This is a genomic window from Cellulomonas sp. URHE0023 (genome assembly GCF_000688475.1).
Lineage (GTDB): Bacteria > Actinomycetota > Actinomycetes > Actinomycetales > Cellulomonadaceae > Cellulomonas.
Map to the genome: position 1 here is coordinate 961,607 of NZ_JIAN01000005.1, position 23,919 is coordinate 985,525.

24 protein-coding genes and 1 riboswitch are annotated in these 23,919 nt (G+C 71.4%); of the genes, 9 read left to right on the forward strand and 15 right to left on the reverse strand.

Annotated elements, in window-relative coordinates:
- Positions 1 to 13 precede the first annotated feature (13 nt).
- From N553_RS0104890 to N553_RS0104900, 3 genes are read right to left on the reverse strand one after another with little or no spacing between them, the layout of a single operon-like run.
- Positions 14 to 982 (reverse strand): ABC transporter ATP-binding protein, encoded by a 969-nt coding sequence (locus tag N553_RS0104890; RefSeq protein WP_034620652.1) that lies wholly within the window; start codon positions 980 to 982, stop codon positions 14 to 16.
- An 8-nt stretch (positions 983 to 990) separates the two neighbouring features.
- On the reverse strand, positions 991 to 2,733 hold the full coding sequence (locus N553_RS21150) for an iron ABC transporter permease (protein ID WP_051639830.1): 1,743 nt from the start codon (positions 2,731 to 2,733) through the stop codon (positions 991 to 993).
- A 7-nt stretch (positions 2,734 to 2,740) separates the two neighbouring features.
- Positions 2,741 to 3,814 (reverse strand): thiamine ABC transporter substrate binding subunit, encoded by a 1,074-nt coding sequence (locus tag N553_RS0104900; RefSeq protein WP_028045601.1) that lies wholly within the window; start codon positions 3,812 to 3,814, stop codon positions 2,741 to 2,743.
- A 69-nt stretch (positions 3,815 to 3,883) separates the two neighbouring features.
- Positions 3,884 to 4,001: riboswitch (TPP riboswitch) on the reverse strand.
- Between the two features lie 59 nt (positions 4,002 to 4,060).
- Here N553_RS0104900 and N553_RS0104905 point away from each other — a divergent pair.
- From N553_RS0104905 to N553_RS0104915, 3 genes are all read left to right on the forward strand, one after another.
- Positions 4,061 to 4,330: a DUF4235 domain-containing protein gene (locus N553_RS0104905; RefSeq protein ID WP_028045602.1), complete on the forward strand. Its 270-nt coding sequence runs from the start codon at positions 4,061 to 4,063 to the stop codon at positions 4,328 to 4,330.
- Positions 4,331 to 4,418: 88 nt separating this feature from the next.
- Positions 4,419 to 4,835 carry an SRPBCC family protein gene (locus tag N553_RS0104910; protein WP_028045603.1) on the forward strand — a complete coding sequence of 139 codons (417 nt, stop codon included), beginning with the start codon at positions 4,419 to 4,421 and terminating at the stop codon, positions 4,833 to 4,835.
- Positions 4,836 to 4,909: 74 nt separating this feature from the next.
- Positions 4,910 to 5,266, forward strand: coding sequence for a MarR family winged helix-turn-helix transcriptional regulator (locus N553_RS0104915; protein WP_231505164.1), 357 nt, complete (start codon positions 4,910 to 4,912; stop codon positions 5,264 to 5,266).
- Positions 5,267 to 5,329: 63 nt separating this feature from the next.
- Here N553_RS0104915 and mnhG read toward each other — a convergent pair whose 3' ends face one another.
- The 6 genes from mnhG to N553_RS21165 are packed head-to-tail and all read right to left on the reverse strand — an operon-like array spanning position 5,330 to position 11,645.
- Positions 5,330 to 5,722: a monovalent cation/H(+) antiporter subunit G gene (gene mnhG / locus N553_RS21155; protein ID WP_034620655.1), complete on the reverse strand. Its 393-nt coding sequence runs from the start codon at positions 5,720 to 5,722 to the stop codon at positions 5,330 to 5,332.
- Positions 5,719 to 6,117 (reverse strand): monovalent cation/H+ antiporter complex subunit F, encoded by a 399-nt coding sequence (locus N553_RS24120; protein ID WP_051639831.1) that lies wholly within the window; start codon positions 6,115 to 6,117, stop codon positions 5,719 to 5,721. The genes mnhG and N553_RS24120 overlap by 4 nt, the downstream gene beginning before the upstream one ends.
- A complete protein-coding gene (locus tag N553_RS0104930; protein WP_028045605.1) occupies positions 6,114 to 6,665 on the reverse strand; it encodes a Na+/H+ antiporter subunit E in 552 nt (183 codons plus the stop codon). The genes N553_RS24120 and N553_RS0104930 overlap by 4 nt, the downstream gene beginning before the upstream one ends.
- Entirely contained in the window at positions 6,662 to 8,212 is a 1,551-nt protein-coding gene (locus N553_RS0104935) for a Na+/H+ antiporter subunit D (RefSeq protein ID WP_028045606.1), read from the reverse strand. Before N553_RS0104935 ends, N553_RS0104930 begins: the two co-directional genes overlap by 4 nt.
- Positions 8,209 to 8,676 carry a Na(+)/H(+) antiporter subunit C gene (locus N553_RS0104940; protein ID WP_028045607.1) on the reverse strand — a complete coding sequence of 156 codons (468 nt, stop codon included), beginning with the start codon at positions 8,674 to 8,676 and terminating at the stop codon, positions 8,209 to 8,211. Before N553_RS0104940 ends, N553_RS0104935 begins: the two co-directional genes overlap by 4 nt.
- Positions 8,673 to 11,645, reverse strand: a complete 2,973-nt coding sequence (locus N553_RS21165) for a Na+/H+ antiporter subunit A (protein WP_034620658.1) — start codon at positions 11,643 to 11,645, stop codon at positions 8,673 to 8,675. The genes N553_RS0104940 and N553_RS21165 overlap by 4 nt, the downstream gene beginning before the upstream one ends.
- A gap of 135 nt (positions 11,646 to 11,780) precedes the next feature.
- Here N553_RS21165 and N553_RS0104950 point away from each other — a divergent pair, with 135 nt between their 5' ends.
- Entirely contained in the window at positions 11,781 to 13,874 is a 2,094-nt protein-coding gene (locus N553_RS0104950) for a (Fe-S)-binding protein (RefSeq protein ID WP_028045608.1), read from the forward strand.
- Positions 13,875 to 13,892: 18 nt separating this feature from the next.
- Here the strand turns inward: N553_RS0104950 and N553_RS0104955 are convergent, their stop codons facing one another.
- On the reverse strand, positions 13,893 to 15,380 hold the full coding sequence (locus N553_RS0104955) for a PQQ-binding-like beta-propeller repeat protein (protein WP_028045609.1): 1,488 nt from the start codon (positions 15,378 to 15,380) through the stop codon (positions 13,893 to 13,895).
- Positions 15,381 to 15,486: 106 nt separating this feature from the next.
- Here N553_RS0104955 and N553_RS0104960 point away from each other — a divergent pair, with 106 nt between their 5' ends.
- Positions 15,487 to 15,948, forward strand: a complete 462-nt coding sequence (locus N553_RS0104960) for a pyridoxamine 5'-phosphate oxidase family protein (protein ID WP_028045610.1) — start codon at positions 15,487 to 15,489, stop codon at positions 15,946 to 15,948.
- Here the strand turns inward: N553_RS0104960 and N553_RS0104965 are convergent.
- Both N553_RS0104965 and N553_RS21170 read right to left on the reverse strand, forming a co-directional pair.
- The gene (locus N553_RS0104965; RefSeq protein ID WP_028045611.1) at positions 15,945 to 17,210 is read right to left on the reverse strand and encodes a threonine/serine exporter ThrE family protein; all 1,266 of its coding nucleotides are present in this window, start codon (positions 17,208 to 17,210) and stop codon (positions 15,945 to 15,947) included. The genes N553_RS0104960 and N553_RS0104965 overlap by 4 nt on opposite strands.
- Before the next feature lie 37 nt (positions 17,211 to 17,247).
- The gene (locus N553_RS21170; protein ID WP_034620661.1) at positions 17,248 to 17,670 is read right to left on the reverse strand and encodes a MarR family winged helix-turn-helix transcriptional regulator; all 423 of its coding nucleotides are present in this window, start codon (positions 17,668 to 17,670) and stop codon (positions 17,248 to 17,250) included.
- A 93-nt stretch (positions 17,671 to 17,763) separates the two neighbouring features.
- On the opposite strand from N553_RS21170, the gene N553_RS0104975 reads away from it, so the two are divergent.
- Genes N553_RS0104975 through N553_RS0104990 form a run of 4 tightly spaced genes read left to right on the forward strand, consistent with a single transcriptional unit; the run spans position 17,764 to position 21,765 of the window.
- Positions 17,764 to 19,656 carry an ABC transporter ATP-binding protein gene (locus tag N553_RS0104975; RefSeq protein WP_028045612.1) on the forward strand — a complete coding sequence of 631 codons (1,893 nt, stop codon included), beginning with the start codon at positions 17,764 to 17,766 and terminating at the stop codon, positions 19,654 to 19,656.
- Positions 19,653 to 20,000 carry a VOC family protein gene (locus N553_RS0104980; protein ID WP_028045613.1) on the forward strand — a complete coding sequence of 116 codons (348 nt, stop codon included), beginning with the start codon at positions 19,653 to 19,655 and terminating at the stop codon, positions 19,998 to 20,000. Before N553_RS0104975 ends, N553_RS0104980 begins: the two co-directional genes overlap by 4 nt.
- Positions 19,997 to 20,905: an RNA polymerase sigma factor gene (locus N553_RS25295; RefSeq protein WP_028045614.1), complete on the forward strand. Its 909-nt coding sequence runs from the start codon at positions 19,997 to 19,999 to the stop codon at positions 20,903 to 20,905. Before N553_RS0104980 ends, N553_RS25295 begins: the two co-directional genes overlap by 4 nt.
- Positions 20,906 to 20,949: 44 nt before the next feature.
- Complete coding sequence (locus N553_RS0104990) at positions 20,950 to 21,765, forward strand: MBL fold metallo-hydrolase (RefSeq protein ID WP_028045615.1); 816 nt, start codon at positions 20,950 to 20,952, stop codon at positions 21,763 to 21,765.
- On the opposite strand, the gene N553_RS0104995 is transcribed toward N553_RS0104990, so the two are convergent.
- The 3 genes from N553_RS0104995 to dcd form a co-directional block, all read right to left on the reverse strand.
- Entirely contained in the window at positions 21,762 to 22,109 is a 348-nt protein-coding gene (locus N553_RS0104995) for a hypothetical protein (RefSeq protein ID WP_156043703.1), read from the reverse strand. The genes N553_RS0104990 and N553_RS0104995 overlap by 4 nt on opposite strands.
- Before the next feature lie 100 nt (positions 22,110 to 22,209).
- Positions 22,210 to 23,334, reverse strand: coding sequence for a hypothetical protein (locus N553_RS0105000; RefSeq protein WP_028045617.1), 1,125 nt, complete (start codon positions 23,332 to 23,334; stop codon positions 22,210 to 22,212).
- Complete coding sequence (dcd, locus tag N553_RS0105005) at positions 23,334 to 23,909, reverse strand: dCTP deaminase (protein ID WP_028045618.1); 576 nt, start codon at positions 23,907 to 23,909, stop codon at positions 23,334 to 23,336. The genes N553_RS0105000 and dcd overlap by 1 nt, the downstream gene beginning before the upstream one ends.
- Positions 23,910 to 23,919 lie beyond the last annotated feature (10 nt).

Consider the following 23,919-nt stretch of genomic DNA (forward strand, 5'->3'; position numbering starts at 1 on the left):
CCGGGGGCAGCCGTCAGAGCGGCAGGACCGCCAGAGCATCCGGTTCCACGCCGAGCTCGACCACGTCGCCTTGCGCCCAGCGGCCGCCCACCGGACCGAGAGCCGTCACCGCACCGATGCCGTCGACCTCGACGCGGACCTCGGACCGCCCGCGCCGGGACGCGACGCCGGTGACCGTGCCCTTGGCGGCCCCGGCGCGTCCGACCACGAACGCGCCCTCGGCGAGCGCGATCGTGGCATCCGCGACCGATCGGGATCCCAGCGCCTCACGCAAGGGCGCGGCAGCCGCCGCACCTACGGGCACGAACGCCTCGTAGCCGAGGAACGACGCGACCTCCCGTGACACCGGGGAACGCCACAGCTCGGCGGGGGCCGCGACCTGCAGCAGGCGGCCACCCGACATGACGCCGACGCGGTCGGCCACCGCGAACGCCTCGTCGTGGTCGTGCGTGACGAACAGGGCGGTGGTCTCCGTGGAGACGAGCGCCGCGCGCAGGTCGACGGCGAGCCGCTCGCGCAGGGTGCGGTCGAGGGCGGACAGGGGCTCGTCGAGGAGGAGCAGCCGTGGCTGCGGGGCGAGCGCGCGGGCGAGCGCGACGCGCTGGCGTTCGCCGCCGGACAAGGTGGTGACCGACCGGTCGCCGAAGCCTGCCAGGCCGACGAGCTCGAGCAGCGCGTCGACCGAGGCGCCCCGGGGCAGCCCGTAGCCGACGTTGCCGCTCACGGACCGGTGCGCGAACAGCTGCCCGTCCTGGAACAGGAGCCCGAACCCGCGCCTGTGGACCGGAACGCCCGCGAGCGAGGAGCCGTCCCAGCTCACCGAGCCGCCGACGAGCGGCTCGAGGCCCGCGACCGCCCGCAGCAGCGACGACTTCCCGCACCCGGACGGCCCGAGGAGCGCGACGACCTCACCGGTCTGGACGGCCAGGGAGACGTGGTCGACAGCCGTCGCGGCCCCGTACCGCACGACGACGTCCTCCATGTGGAGTGTCACCAGTCACCTCCGGATCCGGTGGTCCGCAGCCGCTCGCACGTCGCGACGATGAGTGTGGTCAGCACCGCGAGCACCACCGACGCCGCGAGTGCCATCCCGTAGTTCTCCGGTCCGGGCCGGCCGATCAGCCGGAAGATCACCACGGGCAGGGTGGGCCGGTCGGGCCGGGCCAGGAACGAGGTCGCCCCGAACTCGCCCAGCGACGCCGCGAACGCGAACCCGATCGCGAGGCCCAGCGCGCGAAGCGACAGGGACAGGTCGACCGTCCGCAGGACGCGGAACGGGGAGGCACCGAGGGTCGCCGACACCTCGCGAAGACGTGGGTCGATCGCGCGCAGCACGGGCAGCACGGTCCGCACCACGAGCGGCACCGCGACCACGGCCTGCGCGATCGGCACCAGCAGCGGGCTGGTCCGCAGGTCCACCGGCAGCCCGAACGGGTGGTGCATGGACAGCAGGAACCCGAACCCGACGGTCACCGCGGACACGCCCAGCGGGAGCATGAAGAGCGCGTCCAGCCCGGTGACGGCTCGCCGAGCAGAAGCACGGCGTGGGCGACGTGACACGACGAGCGCCACCAGCCCGCCCACGACGAGCGCGATCGTCGTGGCGTCCAGCGCGATCCGCAGCGAGTTCAGCGCCGCCTGCCACACGGTGACGGTCAGCGACCCGCCGGTGGTGCCCAGCGCCGTGTAGTTGTCGAGGCCCCAGCCGCGGGGGGTCTGCAGCGAGCGGACCACGAGGTTGACCAGAGGCGTCGCGATGAGCAGGACGACCACGCCCGTGACGCCTGCGGCCACCAGCGAGAGCGCGTGCCCGTCACCGGGCGGCATGCCCGGCGGACGACGCCACGACAGGACGCGCACCGCCAGGGCCGGCTCCGACAGGTCCAGTGCGCGCTCACGTCGCGACCGCGCCCGACCTGCCACCACGAGCACCCCGGCGACGACGACGAGCTGCACCACCGACAGCACGGCGGCGGCCCGCAGGTCGAGGAACTGCGTGGTCTGGATCCAGATCTCGGTCTCGATGGTGCCGAACTGCAGCCCGCCGAGGATCAGGACGGTGCCGAACGCGGTGGCGCAGAACAGGAAGGTCAGAGACGCCGCAGACGCGATCGCGGGCGCCAGCTGCGGCAGGGTGACCGTGCGGAACGCCTTCCAGGGCGACGCCCCCAGCGCCCGGGCGGCCTGCTCGGCGCGCGGGTCGAGGCGCTCCCAGAGGCCACCCACCGCCCGGACGACGACCGCGTAGTTGAAGAACACGAGCGCCGAGACGATGGCGGCCAACGTCCCGTCGAGGTGCAGGAAGCCGAGGGGTCCCCCGTCGACGAGCAGCGAGCGGAACGCGACACCGACCACGACGGTCGGCAGGACGAAGGGCACGGTGACCAGTGCGCGGAGCACCCCGCGCCCCCGGAACGCATGGCGGTAGAGCACGTACGCGCCGGGCACGCCGAGCAGCACCGAGATGGCCGTGCCCAGCGAGGCCTGTGCGATCGTCAGGCCGATGATCCGCCAGGTCCGCGCTTGCGTGAACACGTCGGCGAACCCGGACAGATCCAGGTGCCCGTCGACGACGAACCCCTTGCCGACCATCACGGTGACCGGCCACACGAAGAAGACGGCGAGGAACGCCAGCGGCACGGCGACCGCGAGCGTCCAGAAGGCGACGACGCGCGCCCGTCCCGACGGCGCTGCGGGAGCGGTCGTCGTGGGACGGGCGAGCGTCGTGGTCATGACCGGATCACCCGATGACGGTCGCGGACCACTGCTTGAGCCAGTCCGCTCGGTTCGTGGCGATGTCGGCGGGCGGCACCTCGAACGGGTCGGTCGCCAGCGGCGCCCAGGACGCCCACTCGGCGGGAAGCTCCGCGGCCGAGCTCACCGGGTACATGTACATCGAGTCCGGGATGTCAGCCTGCACGTCGTCCGACAGCAGGAAGTCGAGCAGCTTCTCGGCACCGGTCGGGTTGGCGGCGCCCGTGAGGACGCCCGCGTACTCGACCTGCCGGAAGCACGTGTCGAGCAGTGCGCCGGTGGTCGGCTCGGTGCCGCCCTCGGGCACGGTGAACGGCGGCGACGACGAGTACGACAGGACGATCGGACGCGGCCCGCCGCCCCCACCACCGGAGAAGTCGGTCTCGTAGGCGTCGGTCCACCCGTCGGCGACCTGCAGGCCATTGGCCTTGAGGTCGTTCCAGTACTGCAGGTAGCCGTCTTCGCCGAACGCGCCGATGGTGGCCAGCAGGAACGCGAGCCCGGGCGACGACGTCACCGCGTTGGGCACCACGGTCAGGTCCTTGTACTCGGGCTTGGTGAGGTCCTCGAGGGTGACCGGCTCGGCCAGCTGGTGCGCCGTGAACCAGGCGTGGTCGACGTTGATGCAGACGTCGCCGTCGTCGATCGCGGTCAGGGCGTCGGACCCGTCGACCGCGTACTGTGCAGCGTCCTTGGCGGCCGGGACCTTCGAGACGTAGGACTGCACGACGCCCTCGTCGATCGCGCGCGACGCGAACGAGTTGTCGATGCCGTACACGAGGTCGCCCAGGGGTGCGCTCTTGGTGAGCACGAGCTGGTTGACCAAGGTCCCCGCGTCACCGGGCTGGACCACCTTGACCGTCAGCCCGGTCTTCTCGGTGAACGAGTCCAGCAGCCCGTCGGACAGCCCGAACGAGTCGTGCGTGACCAAGGTGACGGTGCCGTTCCCGCCGGAGGACGGTTCGTCGCTGCTGCCGATGGCCGAGCACGCGGTGAGTGTGGCGGCCGTCGAGGCCGCGACGACGGCCATGACCGCGGTGAGCGAGAAGGTTCTCGCCATGTGTAGTGCTCCTCCTTGGTCGAAAAGGAGGGGGTCCCCGTGGAGCGCCCACAACGGGTGCGACCACGGAGACTGAGAAGCCCGACTCCCTACGCCGGTATCAACCGGATCAGGTTCGAGGGTCTGCGGAGGCCCGCACTCTCAGCGTCCAGGCCATGTCGCACCTGACGCTCCCCTGTCGTTCGTCGGTGATCCTACGCCCGTTCGGGCAGCGCCCGGGGGGCCTCGCCCGCTAGCGTTACCTGCATGTCCGACAAGCCCAAGGCCACCATCCTTGCCAAGGTCATCGGCGCGGTCGCCACCGTCGCCGCCGCGTGGCTGGCGCAGAAGGTCATCAGCAGCGTGTGGAAGGCCCGAACGGGCCACAAGCCTCCGACCGTGGAGGACACCGGCGACTCGCGGTTGCCGGAGATCGTCATCGCTGCCGCCCTGACCGGCGCGTTCGTCGCGATCTCCCGGGTGCTGGCGACCCGTGGCGCCGCCCGTGTGGTGGCCCGGATCGAGGACGAGGACTAGGTCCTTCTCGCAGGAGCGCGATCGTGCTTGCGTCGCATTAGTCCGTGCGCCTATAGTCGCCGCACGGACTACATCAGGAGGAAGAACCATGTGGACGACCGAGCACACCGCCGAGACCGACCTGCCCCGCGAGACCGTCTGGGCCGCGCTGGCCGACCTGCACCGCGGGGTCCTCACCTACGACGGCGCCGACACGTTCGAGCTGCGCGGCCCGTTCGAGGTCGGGAGCACCGTGGCCGTGACGCCGGTGGGCCAGGGCACGTTCGAGTCGCAGATCGTCGACCTGGTCGAGCCGGCCACCTACGCCGACCGCACCTCGTTCGGTGACGTGACGCTGCTGTTCCGGCACACGCTGGTCGCGCTCGACGGCGGCGGCTCTCGCGTCACGCACCGGCTCGAGATCGACGGCCCGTCGGCCGACCAGGTCGGGCCCGAGCTCGGGCCGCAGATCAGTGGCGACTTCGGCGAGTCGATGCAGGCCCTGTTCGCCGCCGCCCGCCGGTGACCCGGTTCGCCGGAGGTCCGTCGCAGAGCCCGGGGTTCCTGCTCTGGCACACGACGATGCGCTGGCAACGGGTCATGACCGCCACGCTCGCCCCCCTCGACCTGACGCACGTGCAGTTCGTCCTGCTCGCGTGCGCCTGGTGGCTGGGCGAGCACGGCGACCCGCCGCGGCAGTCGCAGGTCGCGGCCCAGGCGGGTACGGATCCGAAGATGACGTCCGACGTCGTCGCCCGCCTTGAGGCCAAGGGGCTACTGCGCCGGGAGCAGGACCCCGCGGACGCACGGGCCAAGTTCGTGCTCGTCACGCCCGCCGGCGCGGCCCTGGCCGCTCGGGCGATCAAGGTGGTCGAGGACGCCGATGCGTCGTTCTTCACCGAGGTCGACTCGACGGCCCTGGCCTCGACGCTGAGGACGCTGTCGGGCATCGGCTGACGGTCGGCCACCCGGGGTCCCGCTCGGCTCGACCGTGTGCGGTCGCGCCGATCGGGCACCGGCTCACGTCGTCGGCGGGTCCGCCGCAGGGGCGTCGGTCAGCTGCTCTGTCGCGCGCTCCATGTCCGCGGTCAGCTCGTCGACCACCAGCAGGTCGTCGCGGATCTTGCCGGTCCGGTAGCCTGCCCGGCCGACCATCTGAGCGGCGACGGGCGCCGTGAGCATCTGGAACACCGCGACGAGCACGAGCGCCCACACGGCACCGCCCGACCGCAGCCGCAGCGCCAGGCCGATCAGGACGAGCACCAGACCGAGCACCTGCGGCTTGGTTCCGGCGTGCATGCGGGACAGCAGGTCGGGGAAGCGCAGCACGCCGACCCCCGCCGCGAACGCGAGGAACGCACCGCCGATCAGGCAGATGGCCGACACCACGTCGGCGACCGCGGTCCAGGTCATCGGACCTCCCCGTCATGGCGCTCGTCGGCCGACTCGCGACGCCCGAGCCTGCGGGCCTCCTCGGCCTCGTCCTCGGCGGCGATCCGCTCGGCCTCTTGCGCGGCGATCTCCTCACGGGTGCGGACGCGACCCTCACCTACCGGCTCCACGGAGGCGAAGCGCGCGATGGTCACCGACCCGACGAAGCCGACCATCGACAGCACCACGAGGATCGGCACGACGTCAGCACGCCGCTGGATCGCGGCGTACAGCGCGATCGCCGCGATCATCGTCGTGACCACGATGTCCAGGCCGACCGTCCGGTCGAGCATCGACGGGCCCTTCTCCACGCGGATGATCGCGAGGGTCGCGCCGACCGTGAGCAGGACCCCGCAGACGATGATGACGGCGGTCATGCTCGCCTCCGGAGTCCTGCGGCCTCGAGCTCCTCGTCCGACGCGAACGCACGCAGCACCCGCTCCTCCTGGTCCAGGACCGACCGGCGGGCCGCCTCGATGCCGCCGCTCTGCCGCACGTCGAGCACGTGCAGGTAGAGCTTGCCCGTGAGCCGGTGCGCCTCGACCACGAGCGAACCGGGCACCAGCGACGCGAGCTCGGCGGTCAGGGTCAGGTAGAGGTCGGAGTGGCTGCGCAGCTGGACGCCGATCACCGCACCGCGGGTCTGGTACCCGGGGCGCAGGGCGATGAGGCTGACCTCGAAGGACGCCCTCACCAGATCGGCCGCGAACCGCGCGAACAGTCGGACGATCCCGATCGGACGCAGCCGCCCGTGGAAGTCGATGGGCGCCATGCGCAGGCCGTTGGTGACCAGGAGGCCGATCACCAGGCCGGCGAGCACGTTGCCGACCGACAGGTCACCCCAGAGCAGCACCCAGACGACCGTCAGCCAGAGGATCGTCGGCCACTGCGTGTGCCAGCGGATCCGGCGCTGGTGCGGGCTCATCCGTGGCTCCCTTCGGGCGCGGAGGGCGCTGCGTCGGCGGACTTTCCGAGACCTCGCTCGCCGTCCGGCAGGACCGCGTCGATGTAGGGCGTGCGCGCCTCGAGCGAGGCCGCCGCACGGTCGGTGTACCCGTACAGCGGCCCTGCGGCACCCGTGAGCAGGAGGCCGATGCCGACCAGGGCGGCGGTCGGGGCGACCATGCCGAACGGCAGGCGAACCGGTGGGCGCTCCTCCTCGGGTGTCTGCCAGAACGCCTTGTTCCAGGCCTTCACCAACGCGTAGAGCGTGAGCAACGACGTGACCACGCCCCCAGCAACCAGGACGTACGTCAGCGTTGTCCCTTGTTGTACACCGGCCTCGAGGAGCCCGACCTTCCCGAGGAAACCGGACAGCGGCGGGATGCCGGACAGGTTCATCGCGGGCACGAAGAACAGGATCGCGAGCACGGGCGCAGCCTTGGCCAGGCCCCCGAGACGCGTCAGGGACGTCGTGCCACCGGCACGCTCCACCAGACCCACCACGAGGAAGAGCGCCGTCTGCACGGTGATGTGGTGCACGACGTAGTAGATCGACGCCGAGTAGCCGGCCTGCGTGGACAGCGCGATGCCGAAGACCATGTACCCGATGTGGCTGACCAGCGTGAACGAGAGCAGACGCTTGATGTCGTCCTGCGCGACCGCACCGAGGATGCCGACCACCATCGTGGCCAGGGCCGCCCACATGAGCACGTCGTCCAGCTGCCCGCCTGGGAAGAGGAGGGTCTGGGTGCGGATGATCGCATAGACGCCGACCTTGGTGAGCAGGCCGGCGAACACCGCGGTCACCGGTGCGGGCGCGGTCGGGTAGGAGTCCGGCAGCCAGGCGGACAGCGGGAAGATGGCCGCCTTGATCGCGAACGCGAGCAGGAGCATGACCTGCAGGACGAGCCTGGTGCTCGGGTCGATCTCCGGCAGCCGGAGGGCCAGCTGCGCCAGGTTCACCGTGCCGCACGCCGCGTAGATCATCGCGATCGCGACCAGGAACAGGACCGAGCTCAGGAGCGCGACGACGATGTAGACGGTGCCCGCGCGGATGCGTTCGCCGCTGCCGCCCAACGTGATGAGCACGTAGGACGCCGCGAGCAGGATCTCGAACCCGACGTAGATGTTGAACAGGTCGCCGGACAGGAACGCGTTCGCGACGCCTGCCGCGAGCACCAGGTACGTCGGGTGGTAGATCGAGACGGGCGCCGACTCCTCGTCGTCCTGGTTGCCCTGTGCCAGCGAGTAGAGCAGCACGCAGAGCGTGACCGCCGCGGAGATGGTGAGCATGAGCGAGGACAGCCGGTCCGCGACCAGGTTGATGCCCACGGGCGCCGCCCAGTCGCCGACGTCGACCACGAGCGGGCCCTCGTCGGCGAGCACGAGGAGCGTGATGGAGGCAGCGAGCACCAGGCTGAGCGCGGTGACGCTGACGAGCCGCTGGACGTTCGGGCGGCGGTAGAGCGCGAGCGCGAGGCCCGCGGAGAACAGCGGGATCACGACCGGGAGCGGGACGACCCAGTTCACAGGGCACCCCGGTCGGTCTCGTCGCGCGCCTGCTCCGCCTCGTCGTCCAGGGTCTCGGTGGACATGTCGGTGTCGGCGTCGGTCACGGCACGCTCGTCGCGCGCGGCGAGGCGGGCGATGCGGCGGTCCTCGACGTCGTCCTGGACCTCGTCGTGCCGGTTCACCTGCCACGAGCGGTAGGCGAGCGCGAGCAGGAACGCGGTCATCCCGAGCGTGATGACGATCGCCGTGAGGACCATGGCCTGCGGCAGCGGGTCCGCCATCGGCCCCTCGCCCGACCCGACGATCGGCGGGCGTCCGGCAGCGCCACCGGCCACCAGGAACAGCAGGTTCGCACCGTTGCCGATGAGGATCACGCCGATCAGGACCCGGCTGAGGGACCGCTCGAGCAGCAGGTAGACGCCCGCAGCGAACAGCACGCCGATGGTGACGACGAGGACGAGGTTCGGGCTCATGTCGATCATGCGTCGTCCCGGAACGCGGCGATCCGCTCGGAGGCCCCGCCGCCCACCGGGTCCTCGCCCGTCTCGGCGCGACGGTCGATCTCGGCGCCCAGGCTGCGCAGGATGTCGAGCACCAGCCCGACGACGACGAGGTAGACGCCCACGTCGAAGAACAGGCTGGTCACCAGGTGGAGGTCGCCGACGACCGGCAGGTGGAAGTCCAGGATCCACGACTCGAGGACCGACCCGCCGACCAGCAGTGCGACCAGGCCGACGCCCGCCGACAGGAACAGCCCGAGGCCGAGCAGCAGACCAGGCTGCACCGGGGCGGCTTCTCCGAGCTCGTACCGGCCGCCCGCGAGGTAGCGCACGATCAGTGCGATGCCCGTGACCAGACCGGCCGCGAAGCCACCGCCCGGGGCGTTGTGCCCGCTGAACAGAAGGAACACCGAGTACACGAGCATCGTGTGGAAGAGCAGCCGGACCACGACCTCGAAGATGATCGACCGGCGTTGCGGGGCGAGCGTCCGTCCGGCCTGCAACCACTCGCGGTCGCGGGCTGCGCTGACCGGTGTGTCCGCCTCGGGTGCCCGCAGCGCCGCCATCGGGTCGGTCGACCCACCCCAGACGGCGCGGTCGCGCTGCGCATCCTGTGCCCGGAAGATCGCGCCCGTCCGCCGGGACAGGAAGACCAGCGACGCGACACCGGTGGCAGCGACCAGCAGGACCGAGATCTCGCCGACCGTGTCCCACGCCCTGATGTCCACCAGCGTGACGTTGACGATGTTCTTGCCGCCGCCCCACGTCACAGCCTCCTCGGCGAAGTCCGCGGACACCGGAAGGTGCACACGGGCACCGGGGGCGACGAGCGCGACGCCGGCCACGACCACCCCGACGGCGAGCCCCAGCGCGAGCCGCACCCAGCGGCTCGCGACGAGGGGGCGGTCGGAGAAGTAGGGAGGGAGCCGTCGCAGCACCAGGACGAACACCACCAGCGTGACCGTCTCGACGAGCACCTGGGTGAGCGCGAGGTCCGGTGCGCCGTGCAGCAGGTACAGACCGGCCATGGCGTACCCGCCGACGCCCAGCAGGATCACGGCCTTGAGCCGGCGGCGTGCCCGCGTGACCAGCAGTGCGGAGGCGATCGCCGCGGCCGCGAAGACGGCCTGCGCGGGGTCGTCCCACGGGATGTAGTGCCCGGGAAGCGTCGTCCGCAGGAGCGGCCCACCGACGGCGAGGACGAAGACGACGAGGATCAGGCCGAGGTAGACGGGCAACGAGCCGCGCTGGGTGAGGCCGGTGACGTCCGCTGCCAGGTCGTCGAGGCGCCGCATGAACCGGCGGTAGATGAGATCGGCCTCCGGCCCCCGGTAGAGGTCCGACTGCCAGCGCTCCACCCGGTCCCGCACCGCGAACAGCACGGCGCCGCTGAGCAGGATGGCCAGCGTCAGCACGAACGTCGGCGTGACCCCGGCCCACAGGAGCAGGTGCCCGGGCTCCCCGGACGGGTAGGTGTTGGCGTACGGCGCCAGGAGGTGCTCACCCAGCTGGGGCAGCAGTGCGACGGCGAGCCCGAGCGCGCCGAGGATCATCGCGGGCCAGACGAGCAGGAGCGACGGGTGGCTGATGGGCGCGGGTGCCGCGTCCTCGTGGGCCGCGTCCCCGAGCGAGACGTCCGACTCGGTGACGGCGGCCGGTGCGACCGCCCGCTTGGTCGCGAACGCCCCCCACCACAGGCGCAGCCCGTACGCGACCGTCAGCACGGAGCCGACAGCCACGGCGGCGAGGATCGCCGGGTCGTCGTGCAGCGACTCGAGCGCCGACTCCTTGGCCACGTACCCCGCGAACGGGATGAGCCCGATCATGCTCGCCGTCGCCAACGCCCCGGCCAGCGCCGTGATGGGGAGGGTCTTGCCGACGCCCGACAGCCGTCGCAGGTCGCGGGTCCCGGTCGCGGCGTCCACGACCCCGACGACGAGGAACAGCGCCGCCTTGAACATCGCGTGCGCGCCGAGCATGGCCAGGCCCGCGAGCGCCGCAGACCGGGTTCCCAGCCCGACCAGCACGATCATCATCCCCAGCTGGCTGACCGTGCCGAACGCGAGGATCAGCTTCAGGTCGTGCTGGCGCAGCGCCCGGTACCCGCCGAGCAGCATCGTGCCGCAGCCGAGGACCACGACGATCCCGTGCCACGTGGGGTCCGACGAGTACGCCGGGGCGAACCGCGCGACGAGGTAGACACCGGCCTTCACCATCGCCGCGGCGTGCAGGTACGCGCTCACGGGCGTCGGCGCGGCCATCGCCGCGGGCAGCCAGAAGTGGAACGGTATGAGCGCGGACTTGGTGACCGCCCCGGCCAGGATGCACACGATCGCGACAGTCACCGCGGTGGTCCCCTGCGGCGGGTGCGCGACGACCGCCGACAGCCGGTACGTGCCCGCGGCCTCGCCGAGCAGGATGATGCCGACGAGCATGGCCAGTCCGCCGGCGGTCGTGATGACGATCGCCTGCATGGCCGCGCGCCGGCTCGCCTTGCGTTCGGCGTAGTGCCCGATGAGCAGGTACGACGTGACGGTCGTGAGCTCCCAGAAGACGAACAGCATGAGCATGTCGTCAGCGGTGACCAGGCCGAGCATCGCACCCTCGAACGCGACGAACACCGCCGCGAACCGTGCCAGCCCGCTGGCGGTCGTCGTGAAGTACGCCGAGCAGTAGACGAGCACGAGCGCGCCGACACCGCCCACGATCAGCGTCATGAACCACGAGAGCGTGTCCAGCCGGAACGTCAGCTCGATGCCCAGCGACGGGATCCACTCGACCGTCTCGGTGGGTCCGTCCCCACGCTGGACCGCCGACGTCCAGCTGAGCGCCCACGCGGCCGCACTGGCGGGGGCGAGCGCGAGGACCCAGAACGCCTTGCGACCCAGCAGCCGGACGAGAGCAGGCGCGACGAGGGCTGCGATCACCTGGAGCGTGAGGAGCAGCAGCAACGTCCGGCTCCGTCCTGTAGGGCGGGGTCTGGATTGGTCTGAACCTTATCAACGCATTGCGGGTAACCGGTTCCCGGTGTCCGTCGCTGCGCGCCAGGGCAGCCCGGCGTGGGGCCGGCCAAGTACCGTGGCGCCGTGAATGCGCTGCAGCTGACCTGTCTCGGGATCGTCGTCGTCTCGACGGTGGTCGGCGTCGGCCTGTTCGCGCGCGGTGTGGCCGCGATCGTGCGGACGGTGCGGATCGGGCGGGCGCTGCCTGGCCGGTGGACGCCGGTCGGTGCGCGGACCCGGACGCTGCTGGCGGAGGTCTTCGGGCACGGGCGGTTCCAGCACAAGCCCGTGGTCAAGGTCGCGCACTGGGTGGTGATGATCTCGTTCCCGCTGCTGTTCCTCGCGCTCGTGACGGGGTACGGGCAGGTGGTCGACCCGTCGTTCACGCTTCCCCTGATCGGGAGCTTCGCGCCGCTGGAGTGGGCGATCGAGGCGTTCGCGTGGGCCGCACTGATCGGCATCACGGCGTTGTTCGTCCTCCGGCTCCGCCTGCTGCCGCGTGGGGCGGACCCGCGGCGGTCACGGTTCTTCGGGTCGCACCAGGTCCGCGCGTTCTTCGTCGAGTTCACGGTCGCGGCCGTGGTGCTGGCGGTGATCGTCCTGCGCGCTCTGGAGTACGCGCTCGGCGGCGGCGCGGCGTGGCACTACCCCCTCACCGCGTGGTTGGGGGCGTTGCTCGACTCGGTCCCGACGACGACGCTCGAGGCCGCCGTTGTCGTCGTCGCGACGGTCAAGATCGCGGTGTCGATGTCGTGGTTCGTCGTCGTCGGGTTGCAGCCGACCATGGGCGTCGCCTGGCACCGGTTCCTCGCGGTGGCGAACGTCTACGCCAGGCGTGAGCCGACAGGCGGCGTCGCGCTCGGTCCGCTGCAACCGCTGCGCACCCCGACGGGCGAGCCGATCAACCTGGAGGCTCTCGAAGACCTGCCCGACGACGCACGCCTCGGGGTCGGCGCGATCGAGGACTTCACGTGGAAGGGTCTGCTCGACTTCTCGACGTGCACCGAGTGCGGCCGCTGCCAGGACCAGTGCCCGGCGTGGGCGACCGGCAAGCCGCTGAGCCCGAAGCTCGTCACGCTGGCGCTGCGCGACCACGCGGCGGCGACGGCGCCCTACCTGTTGCCCGAGCCCGACGAGTCCCACGCCGGCATCGACCTGCTCGGCGGCGGCATCATCGACCCGGACGCCCTCTGGGCCTGCACCATGTGCGGTGCGTGCGTGCAGCAGTGCCCGGTCGACATCGAGCACGTCGACGCGATCGTGGACATGCGCCGCTACCAGGTGCTCATGGAGTCGGCGTTCCCCAAGGAGCTCGGCGGGACGTTCACCAAGCTGGAGCGGCAGGGCAACCCGTGGGGGCTGCCCGCGCGGCAGCGGCTCGGCTGGGCCAAGGGTCTGGACTTCGACGTGCCGGTGGTGGGCGTCGACGTGGAGTCCGCCGCCGAGGTCGAGTACCTGTTCTGGGTCGGCTGCGCGGGCGCCTACGAGGACCGCGCGATCCGCACGACGAAGGCCGTCGCCGAGCTGCTCCACACCGCGGGCGTGAGCTTCGCGGTGCTCGGCGACGGCGAGTCGTGCACCGGCGACCCCGCACGGCGCGCGGGCAACGAGATCCTGTTCCAGATGCTCGCGAGCGCCAACGTCGAGATGCTCAACGAGGTCGGCGCGCAGAGGATCGTCGTCACCTGCGCGCACTGCTTCAACACGATCTCGCGCGAGTACCCGCAGCTCGGGGGCCGCTACGAGGTGGTCCACCACACCGAGCTGCTCAACACGCTGGTCGCGGACGGCCGACTGACACCCCTGCCCTCTGATGACGAGCGTGCGATCACCTACCACGACCCCTGCTACCTGGGCCGGCACAACCAGGTCTACGCCCCTCCGCGCGACCTGCTCGGCGCGATCCCCGGCCTGACGGTCACCGAGATGCCTCGCGCCAAGGAGCAGTCGTTCTGCTGCGGCGCCGGGGGTGCGCGCGTCTGGATGGAGGAGACGATCGGGACGCGGATCGGCACCGCACGCGCCGAGGAGGCCCTCGCCACGGGCGCCTCGACGATCGCGACCGCCTGCCCGTTCTGCACCGTCATGCTCACCGACGGCGTCGCGGCTGCCGGCGGGACCGCCGAGGTGTCCGACATCGCCGTCCTCCTGCTGGACCGCGTCCGCGAGACCCCCTGACAGGTTCGCGCGCCGGTTCTACCCGAGCTCGGCCAACTCGCCGGACGCGTCCCCGTACCCGATGAGCTTGCCGCCCCAGATCGCCAGGTGGTCGATCCCGTCGGGGTAGGGCGCGCGTGACACCTCGGTGCCGCCCTCGAAGTCGTAGGCGACCAGCAGCGGTTCCGCGTCGCCTGCCGACGGCTCGTAGCCGACCAGCAGGTGGTGGGCATCCGTCAGCAGCATCGCGGGCATCAGGCCCCGGTCAGGTCGCATACGCCACAACGTCGCGCCAGTGCGCCCGTCGAGCGCAGCCACACCGCCCGAGCCCAGCACGTAGAGGTGTCCGCGGACGACGAGCACAGACGACGCGCCGCCCGAGACCTCCGTGGACGACCAACGCTGAGATCCGGTGTCCGGATCCCACGCGTGGAGCGCCTGGTCGGTGGTCAGGAGCAGCCGGACGGAACCGTCGTCCACCTGGGCCGACAGCAGGGCACCCTGCAGGGTGCCGACCGCGCTCGTGTGCCCGTCCGAGGTCAAGATCGTCACGGTCTCAGACCCTGCCGCGTCCCACGACTCCAGGATGATCCGGCCCGTCGGGTCGACCTCCACACCCCTCGAGCTGCCCTGGTCACCGGACCAGTCACGCACGACCTGCCCGTCGGCTGACACCAGCTGCACGTCACCGGTGGAGGTCCGGAGCGCGACGAGCTCCCCCGCGCGGGACGCGTCGATCTGTCGCCACGTCAGGTCGGCCGCGACCTCGCCCGACGCGATCGGAACCACGTGCGTCCATCGGATCTCGCCGGTGAGCACCGCCCTGCTCGTGAAGACGTCAGCCGCCTGCTCGGCAGCCCCGACGACGATCTGCCCACCCAGCAGCGTGAAGGTCTGCGCGCTGGGAGCAGGCCAGTGGGCGAGCGGCGTACCGGTGGCCGTGTCGAGCACCTCGACGAACGCGGTCGTTGCGGCAACCAGCTCCGCACTGCCGTCCGTGTCGAGCGTCTTCACGCCGCCGTCCGTGACGAGGCAGACGACCCGCGTGGCACTCGAGACGTCCGCGTCAGGCCCGACGTCCGGCTCGCACCTGCTGGCACCGAAGACCGACAGCGCACCCGCAAGCGCAGGCACGGGGCCGAGCAGCTGCCTGCTCCACAGCGGGTCGCCACCCGAGTCGGTGCGCCACTCGTACGTGAGAGAACCGTCGGCCCCACGCACCAGCTCACTGCCCTGCGACCCGAACAGGAGCCGGGCGTCCGCCTCCGAGTACCGGCGACGGACATCGAGCGGTCCGTCCACCTGCGCAACCACGCCGTCGACGGCAGCCAGTCGCGTGATCTGGGCCTCCTCACGGGACCGGAGGACCCACTGCACGGCACCCAGGACGACCACGAGCAGCACGGCTGGGCCGACCAGCCACCACCGCAACCGGCGCCGCGACCGCGCAGCCTCGAGCACGTCCTCGTGCGGGCGCTCAGGTTCACCGTCGAGCAGCTCGACCGTCTGCATCCCGTGCCCGCCCATGCCGGGACCGTACCGGGCGCCGACACGTTGCCGAGCCAGAACGCGACGACCTTCCTCAGCCACACCAGCACAATGGGCAGAACACACGTCGACCGGAGGCGAGTCAGTGTCTGAGCAGCCCGGACCCCGCAGCACCGAGACTCGTCGGCAGGACGCTCTCTACCGGCTCGGCCACGACGTCGACGCCTGGGTCGCCACGGCGGACACCGGCACGGGCGAACCCCGGCTGACGCCGCTGTCGTTCCTGTGGCACGAGGACGCGCTGGTGTTCGCGACGACCACGACGAGCCCCACGGGGCGCAACCTCGCCACCAACGAGAGCGTCCAGGTGGGGATCGGCCTGACCCGGGACGTGGTGCTCGTGCAGGGAACGGTCGAGGCGGTCGCAGCGGACGCGATCGCCCCCGACCTCGGAGACCTGTTCGCCGCCAAGGCAGGCTTCGACCCTCGTCGGCAGTCTGCGCTCTACTCCTACTTCCGGGTCACGCCGCGCAGCATCCAGGTGTGGCGGGAGGAGAACGAGCTCGCGGGTCGGTGGCTCATGCGCGACGGCGTCTGGGCCGCCTAGCGCTCGTAGGCCCACGTGCGGTCGGTGAGCATCCGGGCGATGGCCAGACCGATCGCGAGCGACGCCACGACGAGGGCGGCCTCGACGCCGGACGCGAGCGCCTCGACGGTGTCGCCGTTCGAGATGTGGAAGACGGCCTGGTAGGCGAGCACCCCGGGAACCATGATCGTGACGGCGGGCACGTAGACGGTGATCCGGGGGACGTCGAGCCGCGGTGCGACGACGGCGGTGATCAGCCCGACTGCCAGCGCGGCCAGTGCGGCGCCGACCTGCGGGGGCGTGCCCGCCTCGTTGAGGTAGATGCGCGGCACGTTGGCGACCATGCCGATCACGGCTGCCGCGAACGCGATCCGCCACGGGCTGTTGAACATCAGCGCGAAGCCCAGCACGCCGACGAAGCTCGCGGCGAACCGCAGGGCGAGCAGGACGCCGGAGCCGAGGACGGGTGCGCTCGCCGGCTCGGGCACCAGCCCGACGACGAGCGACAGCGCCCAGACGGCGAGCGCGGCCGAGGTCAGCACCATGATGGCGTACGTCAGCCGGGCGACACCGGCGGAGAAGTCCATCTTGGCGAGGTCGAGGAAGCCCGTCACGAGCGGGAACCCGGGGATCAGGAACAGCACCGCCGAGATGTACCCCGCCTCGTGCGGGACCCCGGTGTCGCCCACGGCCTCCACGAGCGAGACGAATGCCAGGTAGCCGAGACACGCGACCAGGGCGCAGAGCATGGTCACGGCGAAGACGTTGAAGCCGCGGTGGACCATCGTGCGGCGCAGCGCCTGGCCGAGGAACGCGCCGAGGAAGACGCCGAGGATCTCGACGACGCCACCGTGGTTGAGGAACGAGAACGCGGCGCACGCGATCGCCGCCCACAGGGCGTTCAGCGCCACGGGGTACAGCAAGGGCTTGTCGGCGATGCGATCCAGGCCCGCGGTGACGTCCTCGACCGTTGCGCGGCCTGCGGCGTCGAGATCTCCGACGAGACGCTCCAGCGCCGTGAGCCGGTCGACGTTGATGCCGACCGAGCGCACCTCGGTCACCTCGGTGCGGAAGCTCGCGCCGCGGTGCGACGTGGTGGTGATCTCGGTGAGCGTCACGTGCGCCTCGTGGCGGTCGATGCCGAGCGCTCGGGCTACCCGGCCCATCGACGCCTTGACCCGGTAGGAGCCGGTGCCGGAGGACAGGCTCAACCGTCCGACGCGCAGGACGACGCCGGACCGACGGATCAGCTCGAGCTCGTCGTCGTCCGGGTCCGTGGTCACGAGACCATGATGTCGTGCCGCACGCCCCGAAGGCGGCTCAGTCCGTCTCTGCTCCGACGACGCGCAGCAGGCGCAGCAGCTCGGTCTGCTCGGTGGGCGACAGCCGCGCGAGTCGGGCGGCGATGTACTCGTGGCGCAGGTGTGCGGACGCAGCCAGCAGGTCGTGCCCGGCGGGGGTCAGCTCGACGAGCGTCGCGCGGCGGTCGGTCGGGTCGGGGAGCCTGCGCACGAGGCCGTCGGCTTCGGCGACGTCGACCTTGGAGGTCACGGAACGGGGTGCGACGGCGAGCGCGTCGGCGAGCGCGCCGGGCCGTTGGGCGGAGCCGCAGCCCGCGAGGGTGCGCAGGAACCGCAGCTGACCCGGTGCGTAGGGCCCGGCCTCTCGTCGGACCCCGCGCAGGATCGTGTACAGGAGCTCGAGCAGCTCGCCGGAAGCATCGCGCCCGGTTTCGGTGTTCACGCAGTGGAGGCTACCGCAACTTGTGAGCCAGTCACATAGTGAGTTAACCTCACCAATGCGCCGACCCCGACGGCGCGCGCAAGGAGCGAAACCATGAGCCAGTCAGCCCCCACCATGCGCGGCTTCTTCAAGGACCAGTCGGTCCGTGAGCACAAGCTCACCAAGGACACGCTCCACCGGATCCTGGAGTTCGCGCGGCCGTACCGCGGCCGCCTCGCGGTCTTCGTCTGCCTCATCGCGCTCGAGGCCGCTGCCGGCGCCGTCACCCCGCTGCTGTTCAAGAACCTCATCGACAACGGCATCACGCCCGGCAACACCCAGGTCGTGATCACGATCGCCGTCGCGGTCGCCGGCCTGGCGATCCTGGGCGCGGGGCTGTCCGTCGCCGACCGCTGGGTGTCCGCGCAGGTGGGCGAAGGTCTGATCCTCGACCTGCGGACCGCAGTGTTCGACCACGTGCAGCGCATGCCGCTCGCGTTCTTCAGCCGGGCCAAGACCGGCGCACTGGTTCAGCGCCTCAACGGTGACGTCCTCGGAGCCCAGCAGGCGTTCACCAGCACGCTGCAGAACGTGGTCAGCAACGCGCTCACCATCGTCTTCGTCCTCGCAGCGATGTTCAGCATGTCGTGGCAGCTGACGCTCCTGAGCCTGGTCCTGCTGCCCGCGTTCGTCCTGCCCGCCCGCTGGTTCGGCAAGAAGATCGCCAAGGTCACCCGCGAGAGCTACGAGATCAATGCCGACGCCGCGCAGATCATGAACGAGCGGTTCAACGTCGCCGGTGCGCACCTGGTCAAGATCTTCGGCGACCCCGAGCGGGAGTCGGCCGCCTACGCCGCCCAGGTCGGCCGCGTCCGCGACATCGGCGTCACGCGCGCGCTGTACTCGACGTGGTTCCGCGTCGGCCTGACCACGCTCGCGTCGGTCGCGGTGGCGACCGTCTACGGGATCGGCGGCGTCATGGCGATCAACGGCCAGCTCACCGTCGGTGTGGTCGTCGCGCTCACGGCCTACCTCGGACGGCTCTACGGTCCGCTCACCTCGATGTCCAACGTCCAGGTCGACGTCATGACCGCGCTCGTCAGCTTCGAGCGCGTGCTCGAGGTGCTCGACCTGGAGCCGACGGTCGCCGAGAAGGCAGGCGCGAGCGACCTGACGACCGCGGTCGCGACGAACGGCGCGAACGTGACGCTCGACCACGTCGGCTTCCGCTACCCCAGCGCCGACGAGATCTCGCTCGCCTCGCTCGAGTCCGTCGCCACCCTCAACCGGGAGGTCCACGGCGACACGCTGACGGACGTGAGCTTCGAGGTACCCGCCGGGCACATGGTCGCGCTCGTGGGTCACTCCGGGGCGGGCAAGACGACGCTCTCCCAGCTGGTCACGCGCATGTACGACCCGACGCAGGGTGCGGTCCGCATCGCGGGCGCCGACCTGCGCGACGTCACGCAGGCCTCCCTGCGCGCCACCGTCGGCGTGGTCAGCCAGGAAGCGCACCTCTTCCACGACTCGATCGCGGAGAACCTGCGCTACGCACGCCCCGAGGCGTCCGACGAGGACATCCACACCGCCCTGCGGCAGGCCCACATCGCCGACCTCGTGGACAGCCTGCCGGACGGCATCCACACCGTCGTCGGCGACCGCGGCTACCGGCTCTCCGGCGGTGAGCGCCAGCGCCTCGCTATCGCGCGCATGCTGCTCAAGGCGCCGGACGTCGTGATCCTCGACGAGGCGACGGCCCACCTCGACTCCGAGTCGGAGGCCGCCGTGCAGGCAGCGCTCGACGAGGCACTGTCCGGTCGGACCAGCATCGTCATCGCCCACCGGCTCTCCACGGTCCGGCAGGCGGACTCGATCGTCGTCCTGGAGCGAGGGCGCGTGATCGACCAGGGCACGCACACCGAGCTCCTGGAACGCGGGGGCGTCTACGCCGAGCTCTACCGGACGCAGTTCGCCCCGGCCGCGACCGCCGGTACGGTCGCCGCATGATCGGACGCATCGACGAGGTGGTCCTCGACAGTGCCGACCCGCCCGTGCTGGCCGAGTTCTGGGCGCAGGTGCTGGGTGGTGCGGCGGTCGGCCGTGACGACGACTGGTGGTACGTCGACCCGCCCGGCTGGACGCGTGTCGCGTTCCAGCGGGTGCCCGAGGGCAAGACCGTGAAGAACCGGGTGCACCTCGACGTCGAGGTCGCAGACATCGCGGCCGCCACGATCGAGGCCGAGGCGCTCGGTGCGGTCCGCCACGGGGAGCTCCACACGGGAACGGCAGGCTCCTTCCAGGTGCTTCTCGACCCCGAGGGCAACGAGTGGTGCGTGGTCAAGCCCGCGTGAGCACGGACCCCCGCGTCGAGGACGCGTTCGCCCTCCTGTACGCCGAGTCGTACGGCCGCATCGTCCGCTACGCGGCGCGCCGGGGCGCCGGCTCCGCCGAGGACGTCGCCGAAGGAGTCTTCCGCCTCGCCTGGACGGCTGCGGGCCAGGGCGTCCCGGTGACACTGGGCTGGCTGGTCGGCGCAGCCGACAGCCTCCTGCCGAGGGTCGACCTCGGGCTGGAGCGCCGCGTGCTGCGGCTCCGGTTCTGGGACAAGCTGAGCGTCACCGAGATCGCGACAGCGACGGGCCTGTCCCGCACCGCCGTGATCCGGCACCTGAACGCCGCGAGGCGCGTGCCGGGCGAACCGAACCCGACGCCGGAGGTGGAGGCTCCCCTTCCCGAGCGCGCGTGGGCGGAGCTGCGCAGGCTGGTCCCGCGTGCCGCGGCGAGCCTCGAGAACGCCCCGCCACGACGAAGGCGCCTCAGCACGGCTACCCGCGCGGGCCTGGCGGTCGTCGCGGTCGCCGTCGTCACGATGATCGCGCTGGCGCCGAGGATGGCCCCGCCCCAGTTCGACGGCGTCCTCGACTTCCCGTTCTACACGTCGACCGCCATGCTCGAGGGCGCCTCCGACACCATCGTGCGCGGCACCCTCCAGAGCCTCGAGGACGGGACCGGCACCGTCGACGTCACAGCGACCGCGAAGGGCTCGTCGGCGGGCTCCTTCACCTACGACGACCGCACCGACGCACCGACCAGCGCGCTCGTCGTCGGCGACGAGTACGTCTTCCTGCTCGCTGACGGCGCCCTGGTGAACAGTGCCCAAGGCTTCTACAGGGTGCAGGACGGCACGGCGGTCCCGATGACGACGAACGCGGTCCAGCTGTCCGCAGCGACCCTGGATGCGCTCGGCCTGGAGTAGCGGAGGGGGTTGCCGAGCCGATGCGCCTCGACCACGATCGAGCCGTGACCTTCTGGATCTGCCGCACCTGCGGCGTGGAGCACTCCGAGCGACCCGACGTGTGCGCGATCTGCGCCGACGAGCGCCAGTGGGTCCCCGCGTCGGGCCAGGCGTGGGCCACGCTCGAGGAACTCGCCGACGAGGGGTACGCGGCGCACCTCACCACACTGGAACCCGACCTCTACGCCGTCACGAGCACCCCGAACGCGGGGATCGGCCAGCAGTCCAAGCTGGTCCGGACGCCCGACGGCAGCGTCCTGTGGGACCCGATCGGCTTCCTCGACGAGCCGGTCGTGCAGCAGATCTTGGCCCTCGGACCCGTCGTCGCGATCGTCGCGAGCCACCCGCACATGTACGGCGTGCAGGTCGAGTGGAGCCGCCGCCTGGGCAACCCACGGGTCCTGGTCGCCGAGTCGGACGTGCACTGGCTGGGCCGCCCCGACCCGGTGGTCGAGACGTGGAAGGGGACGCTCGAGCTGACGCCCGGGCTCACCCTCAGCCAGCCGGGCGGGCACTTCCCCGGAAGCGCGGTCCTGCACTGGGCCGCGGGCGCCGAAGGTCGTGGCGTCCTGCTCGCCGGGGACACCGTCTTCGCGAACCCGGACCGCAGGTCGGTGGCCTTCATGCGCAGCTACCCCAACCACCTCCCGCTGTCGGCCGCGGTGGCCGAGCGGGTCGCCGCGCACCTCGAGGAGCTCGCGTTCGACCGTCTCTACGGCAACTTCGCGAACGTCATCGACCGCGACGCCCGAGCCGTCGTCCGGCGCTCAGCCGACCGGCACATCGCCTGGGTCCGCGGCGACCACGACGACCTCACCTAGCTCCGGTCGACGGCCGCGACGCGCTCGAGGTACGACGAGTAGATCTCCCGGAGCGTCGTCGCGTACTCGACGTACCACTCGGTCAGCAGCCGGTCCGAGTCCTTGACGGCTTCCAGACGAAGGCTGATGGCCCGTTCGTGCAGCGCGGAGAGCTCGGCCGGGACTCCGATCGGATCGGGTCGCACGAGACCGTGCCGCACGAACGGCAGGACCATGTCGGCAACCCACAGGTCCGCGAGCACGAGGTCCGCCTTGAACTCGTCGTACGCGGGCTTGTCGCTCCCGGGCGGGAACGCCGTCTCCCACCACCGGTCGACCGCACCCTCGAACTGCTCAGCAACCATCACCACCTGCGTGTCCCTTCGTCGCGACCTGCGAAGGAATCTAGGCCACGAGCAGCGGCCGTCGGACCACCAGGTCGACGTGGACCAGCACCGCCGAGTCTCAGACGTCCTCGGGGTCGACCAGGAAGTCGGCCTCGTCGGCGATCTCGCCGCCGGTCGCCGCATGGACCGCTCGGGCCAGCGCCTGCACCTGCGGGGCCGCCCTGCTGCGTGCGACACGGTGCTCGAACGACGGCTTCTCCGCCTCGAGCTCCTCGACGAAGCGCGGCTCCCAGTGCACGCGGTACGCCACCACCCCACGAGTGGTCCACGGCAGGCCGCGAAGCAGGGGCGGCAGCTCCGTCTCGGCGGCCGCCTCGATCGACAGCATCCCGTCGTGCTCGAGGTCGACGAGCACCCCGAAGGCCTCGGCAGGCGGCGGTGCGGCCATCATCAGCTCGTCGTACGCGGCCGACTCGTCCATCAGCCGTTGCCGCTCGACCGGGTCGGTCACGCCGTACTTCTCCAGGGCGTCGTGCAGTCCGGAACCGCCGGCCTCGGTCACCCACGCGGGCCGCTTGCCCGCGTCGCGGCCCACGCCGGGCAGCGGACCGTCCCACGTGCCCGTGGACTCGCTCAGCCGGGCACGCTGGTGCACCCGTTGCACCACGGCCAGGGCCTGTTCCGGTTCCAGCCACCGGTCCGAGTAGACGGTCAGGTCGATCGCGCCGTCGACGTCCGGGGTCAGGACGATGCCGTTGTCACCGATCCGCACCGCGCCCCCGAGCCGGCGCGCCACGGCGACGAGCCACTGCAGCACCCGCTCCTCCTCGCGCACCGGCATGGCGTCGGGGAACGCGCGCTTGAGGCCGTCGCGGTCGCCGCCCGGGTACGGCTTGCGGCCGCGCTCGCGTGGGGCGGAGACGACGTACGCGTACGTCGACCAGGACGGCAGTCCCAGGCTGGCCGCGTCCTCTGCCTCGACCGCGTACGGACCCGTCGCGGTGGAGAGCCGGGCGATGCGGAGCACGCGGGCCGGGACCATGCTGGCGTTCACCGCTCGGATGCCCAGGGCCGCCGTCATCGGGCCCATGATCCCGCGCGGCTGCGGGAGCTCGCTCTCCTCCCAGCGCGCCTGCGGGAACCGGCTGACCGCCAGCACCTCGACCTCGTCGTCCCCCACGTCCTCGGGGAGCACGAGCAGGTGCTGGTTCTTCAGCCCTCTGGGCAGCCGGGGTGCGCTCATCAGACCTCCGTACGGTGGAAGTTCTGCCAGGACCGCGACGCCGTCGGGCCGCGCTGGCCCTGGTAGCGCGAGCCGTACTGCGACGAGCCGTACGGGTGCTCGGACGCCGAGGACAGCCGGAAGAAGCACATCTGGCCGATCTTCATGCCGGGCCACAGCAGGATCGGCAGCGTCGCGACGTTGGACAGCTCGAGCGTCACGTGACCGGAGAAGCCGGGGTCGATGAACCCCGCCGTCGAGTGGGTGAGCAGCCCCAGCCGGCCGAGCGACGACTTGCCCTCGAGCCGTGCGGCGACGTCGTCGGGGAGCGTCACCGCCTCGTACGTGGACCCGAGGACGAACTCGCCAGGGTGCAGGACGAACGACTCGCCCGCGTCCACCTCGACCAGCCGTGTGAGCTCGGGCTGGTCCTGCGACGGGTCGATGACCGGGTACTTGTGGTTGTCGAACAGCCGGAAGAACCTGTCGAGGCGCACGTCGATGCTCGACGGCTGGAGCATGGACGCGTCGTAGGGCTCGAGAGCCACACGGCCCGACTCGAGCTCGGCCCTGATGTCACGGTCGGAGAGCAGCACGGGGCCACGG

Coding starts and splice junctions, on each gene's coding strand:
- N553_RS0104955 (WP_028045609.1), bottom strand. CDS start 15,380: ATGGGCGGGCACGGGATGCAGACGGTCGAGCTGCTCGACGGTGAACCT.
- N553_RS24120 (WP_051639831.1), bottom strand. CDS start 6,117: ATGACCGCCGTCATCATCGTCTGCGGGGTCCTGCTCACGGTCGGCGCG.
- mnhG (WP_034620655.1), bottom strand. CDS start 5,722: ATGACCTGGACCGCGGTCGCCGACGTGGTGTCGGCCATCTGCCTGATC.
- N553_RS21150 (WP_051639830.1), bottom strand. CDS start 2,733: ATGACCACGACGCTCGCCCGTCCCACGACGACCGCTCCCGCAGCGCCG.
- N553_RS0104940 (WP_028045607.1), bottom strand. CDS start 8,676: ATGATCGACATGAGCCCGAACCTCGTCCTCGTCGTCACCATCGGCGTG.
- N553_RS0104980 (WP_028045613.1), top strand. CDS start 19,653: ATGATCGGACGCATCGACGAGGTGGTCCTCGACAGTGCCGACCCGCCC.
- N553_RS0104900 (WP_028045601.1), bottom strand. CDS start 3,814: ATGGCGAGAACCTTCTCGCTCACCGCGGTCATGGCCGTCGTCGCGGCC.
- N553_RS0104915 (WP_231505164.1), top strand. CDS start 4,910: ATGACCGCCACGCTCGCCCCCCTCGACCTGACGCACGTGCAGTTCGTC.
- N553_RS0104905 (WP_028045602.1), top strand. CDS start 4,061: ATGTCCGACAAGCCCAAGGCCACCATCCTTGCCAAGGTCATCGGCGCG.
- N553_RS0104975 (WP_028045612.1), top strand. CDS start 17,764: ATGAGCCAGTCAGCCCCCACCATGCGCGGCTTCTTCAAGGACCAGTCG.
- N553_RS0104890 (WP_034620652.1), bottom strand. CDS start 982: ATGGAGGACGTCGTCGTGCGGTACGGGGCCGCGACGGCTGTCGACCAC.
- N553_RS0104995 (WP_156043703.1), bottom strand. CDS start 22,109: ATGGTTGCTGAGCAGTTCGAGGGTGCGGTCGACCGGTGGTGGGAGACG.
- N553_RS0104930 (WP_028045605.1), bottom strand. CDS start 6,665: ATGAGCCCGCACCAGCGCCGGATCCGCTGGCACACGCAGTGGCCGACG.
- N553_RS0104910 (WP_028045603.1), top strand. CDS start 4,419: ATGTGGACGACCGAGCACACCGCCGAGACCGACCTGCCCCGCGAGACC.
- N553_RS0105000 (WP_028045617.1), bottom strand. CDS start 23,334: ATGAGCGCACCCCGGCTGCCCAGAGGGCTGAAGAACCAGCACCTGCTC.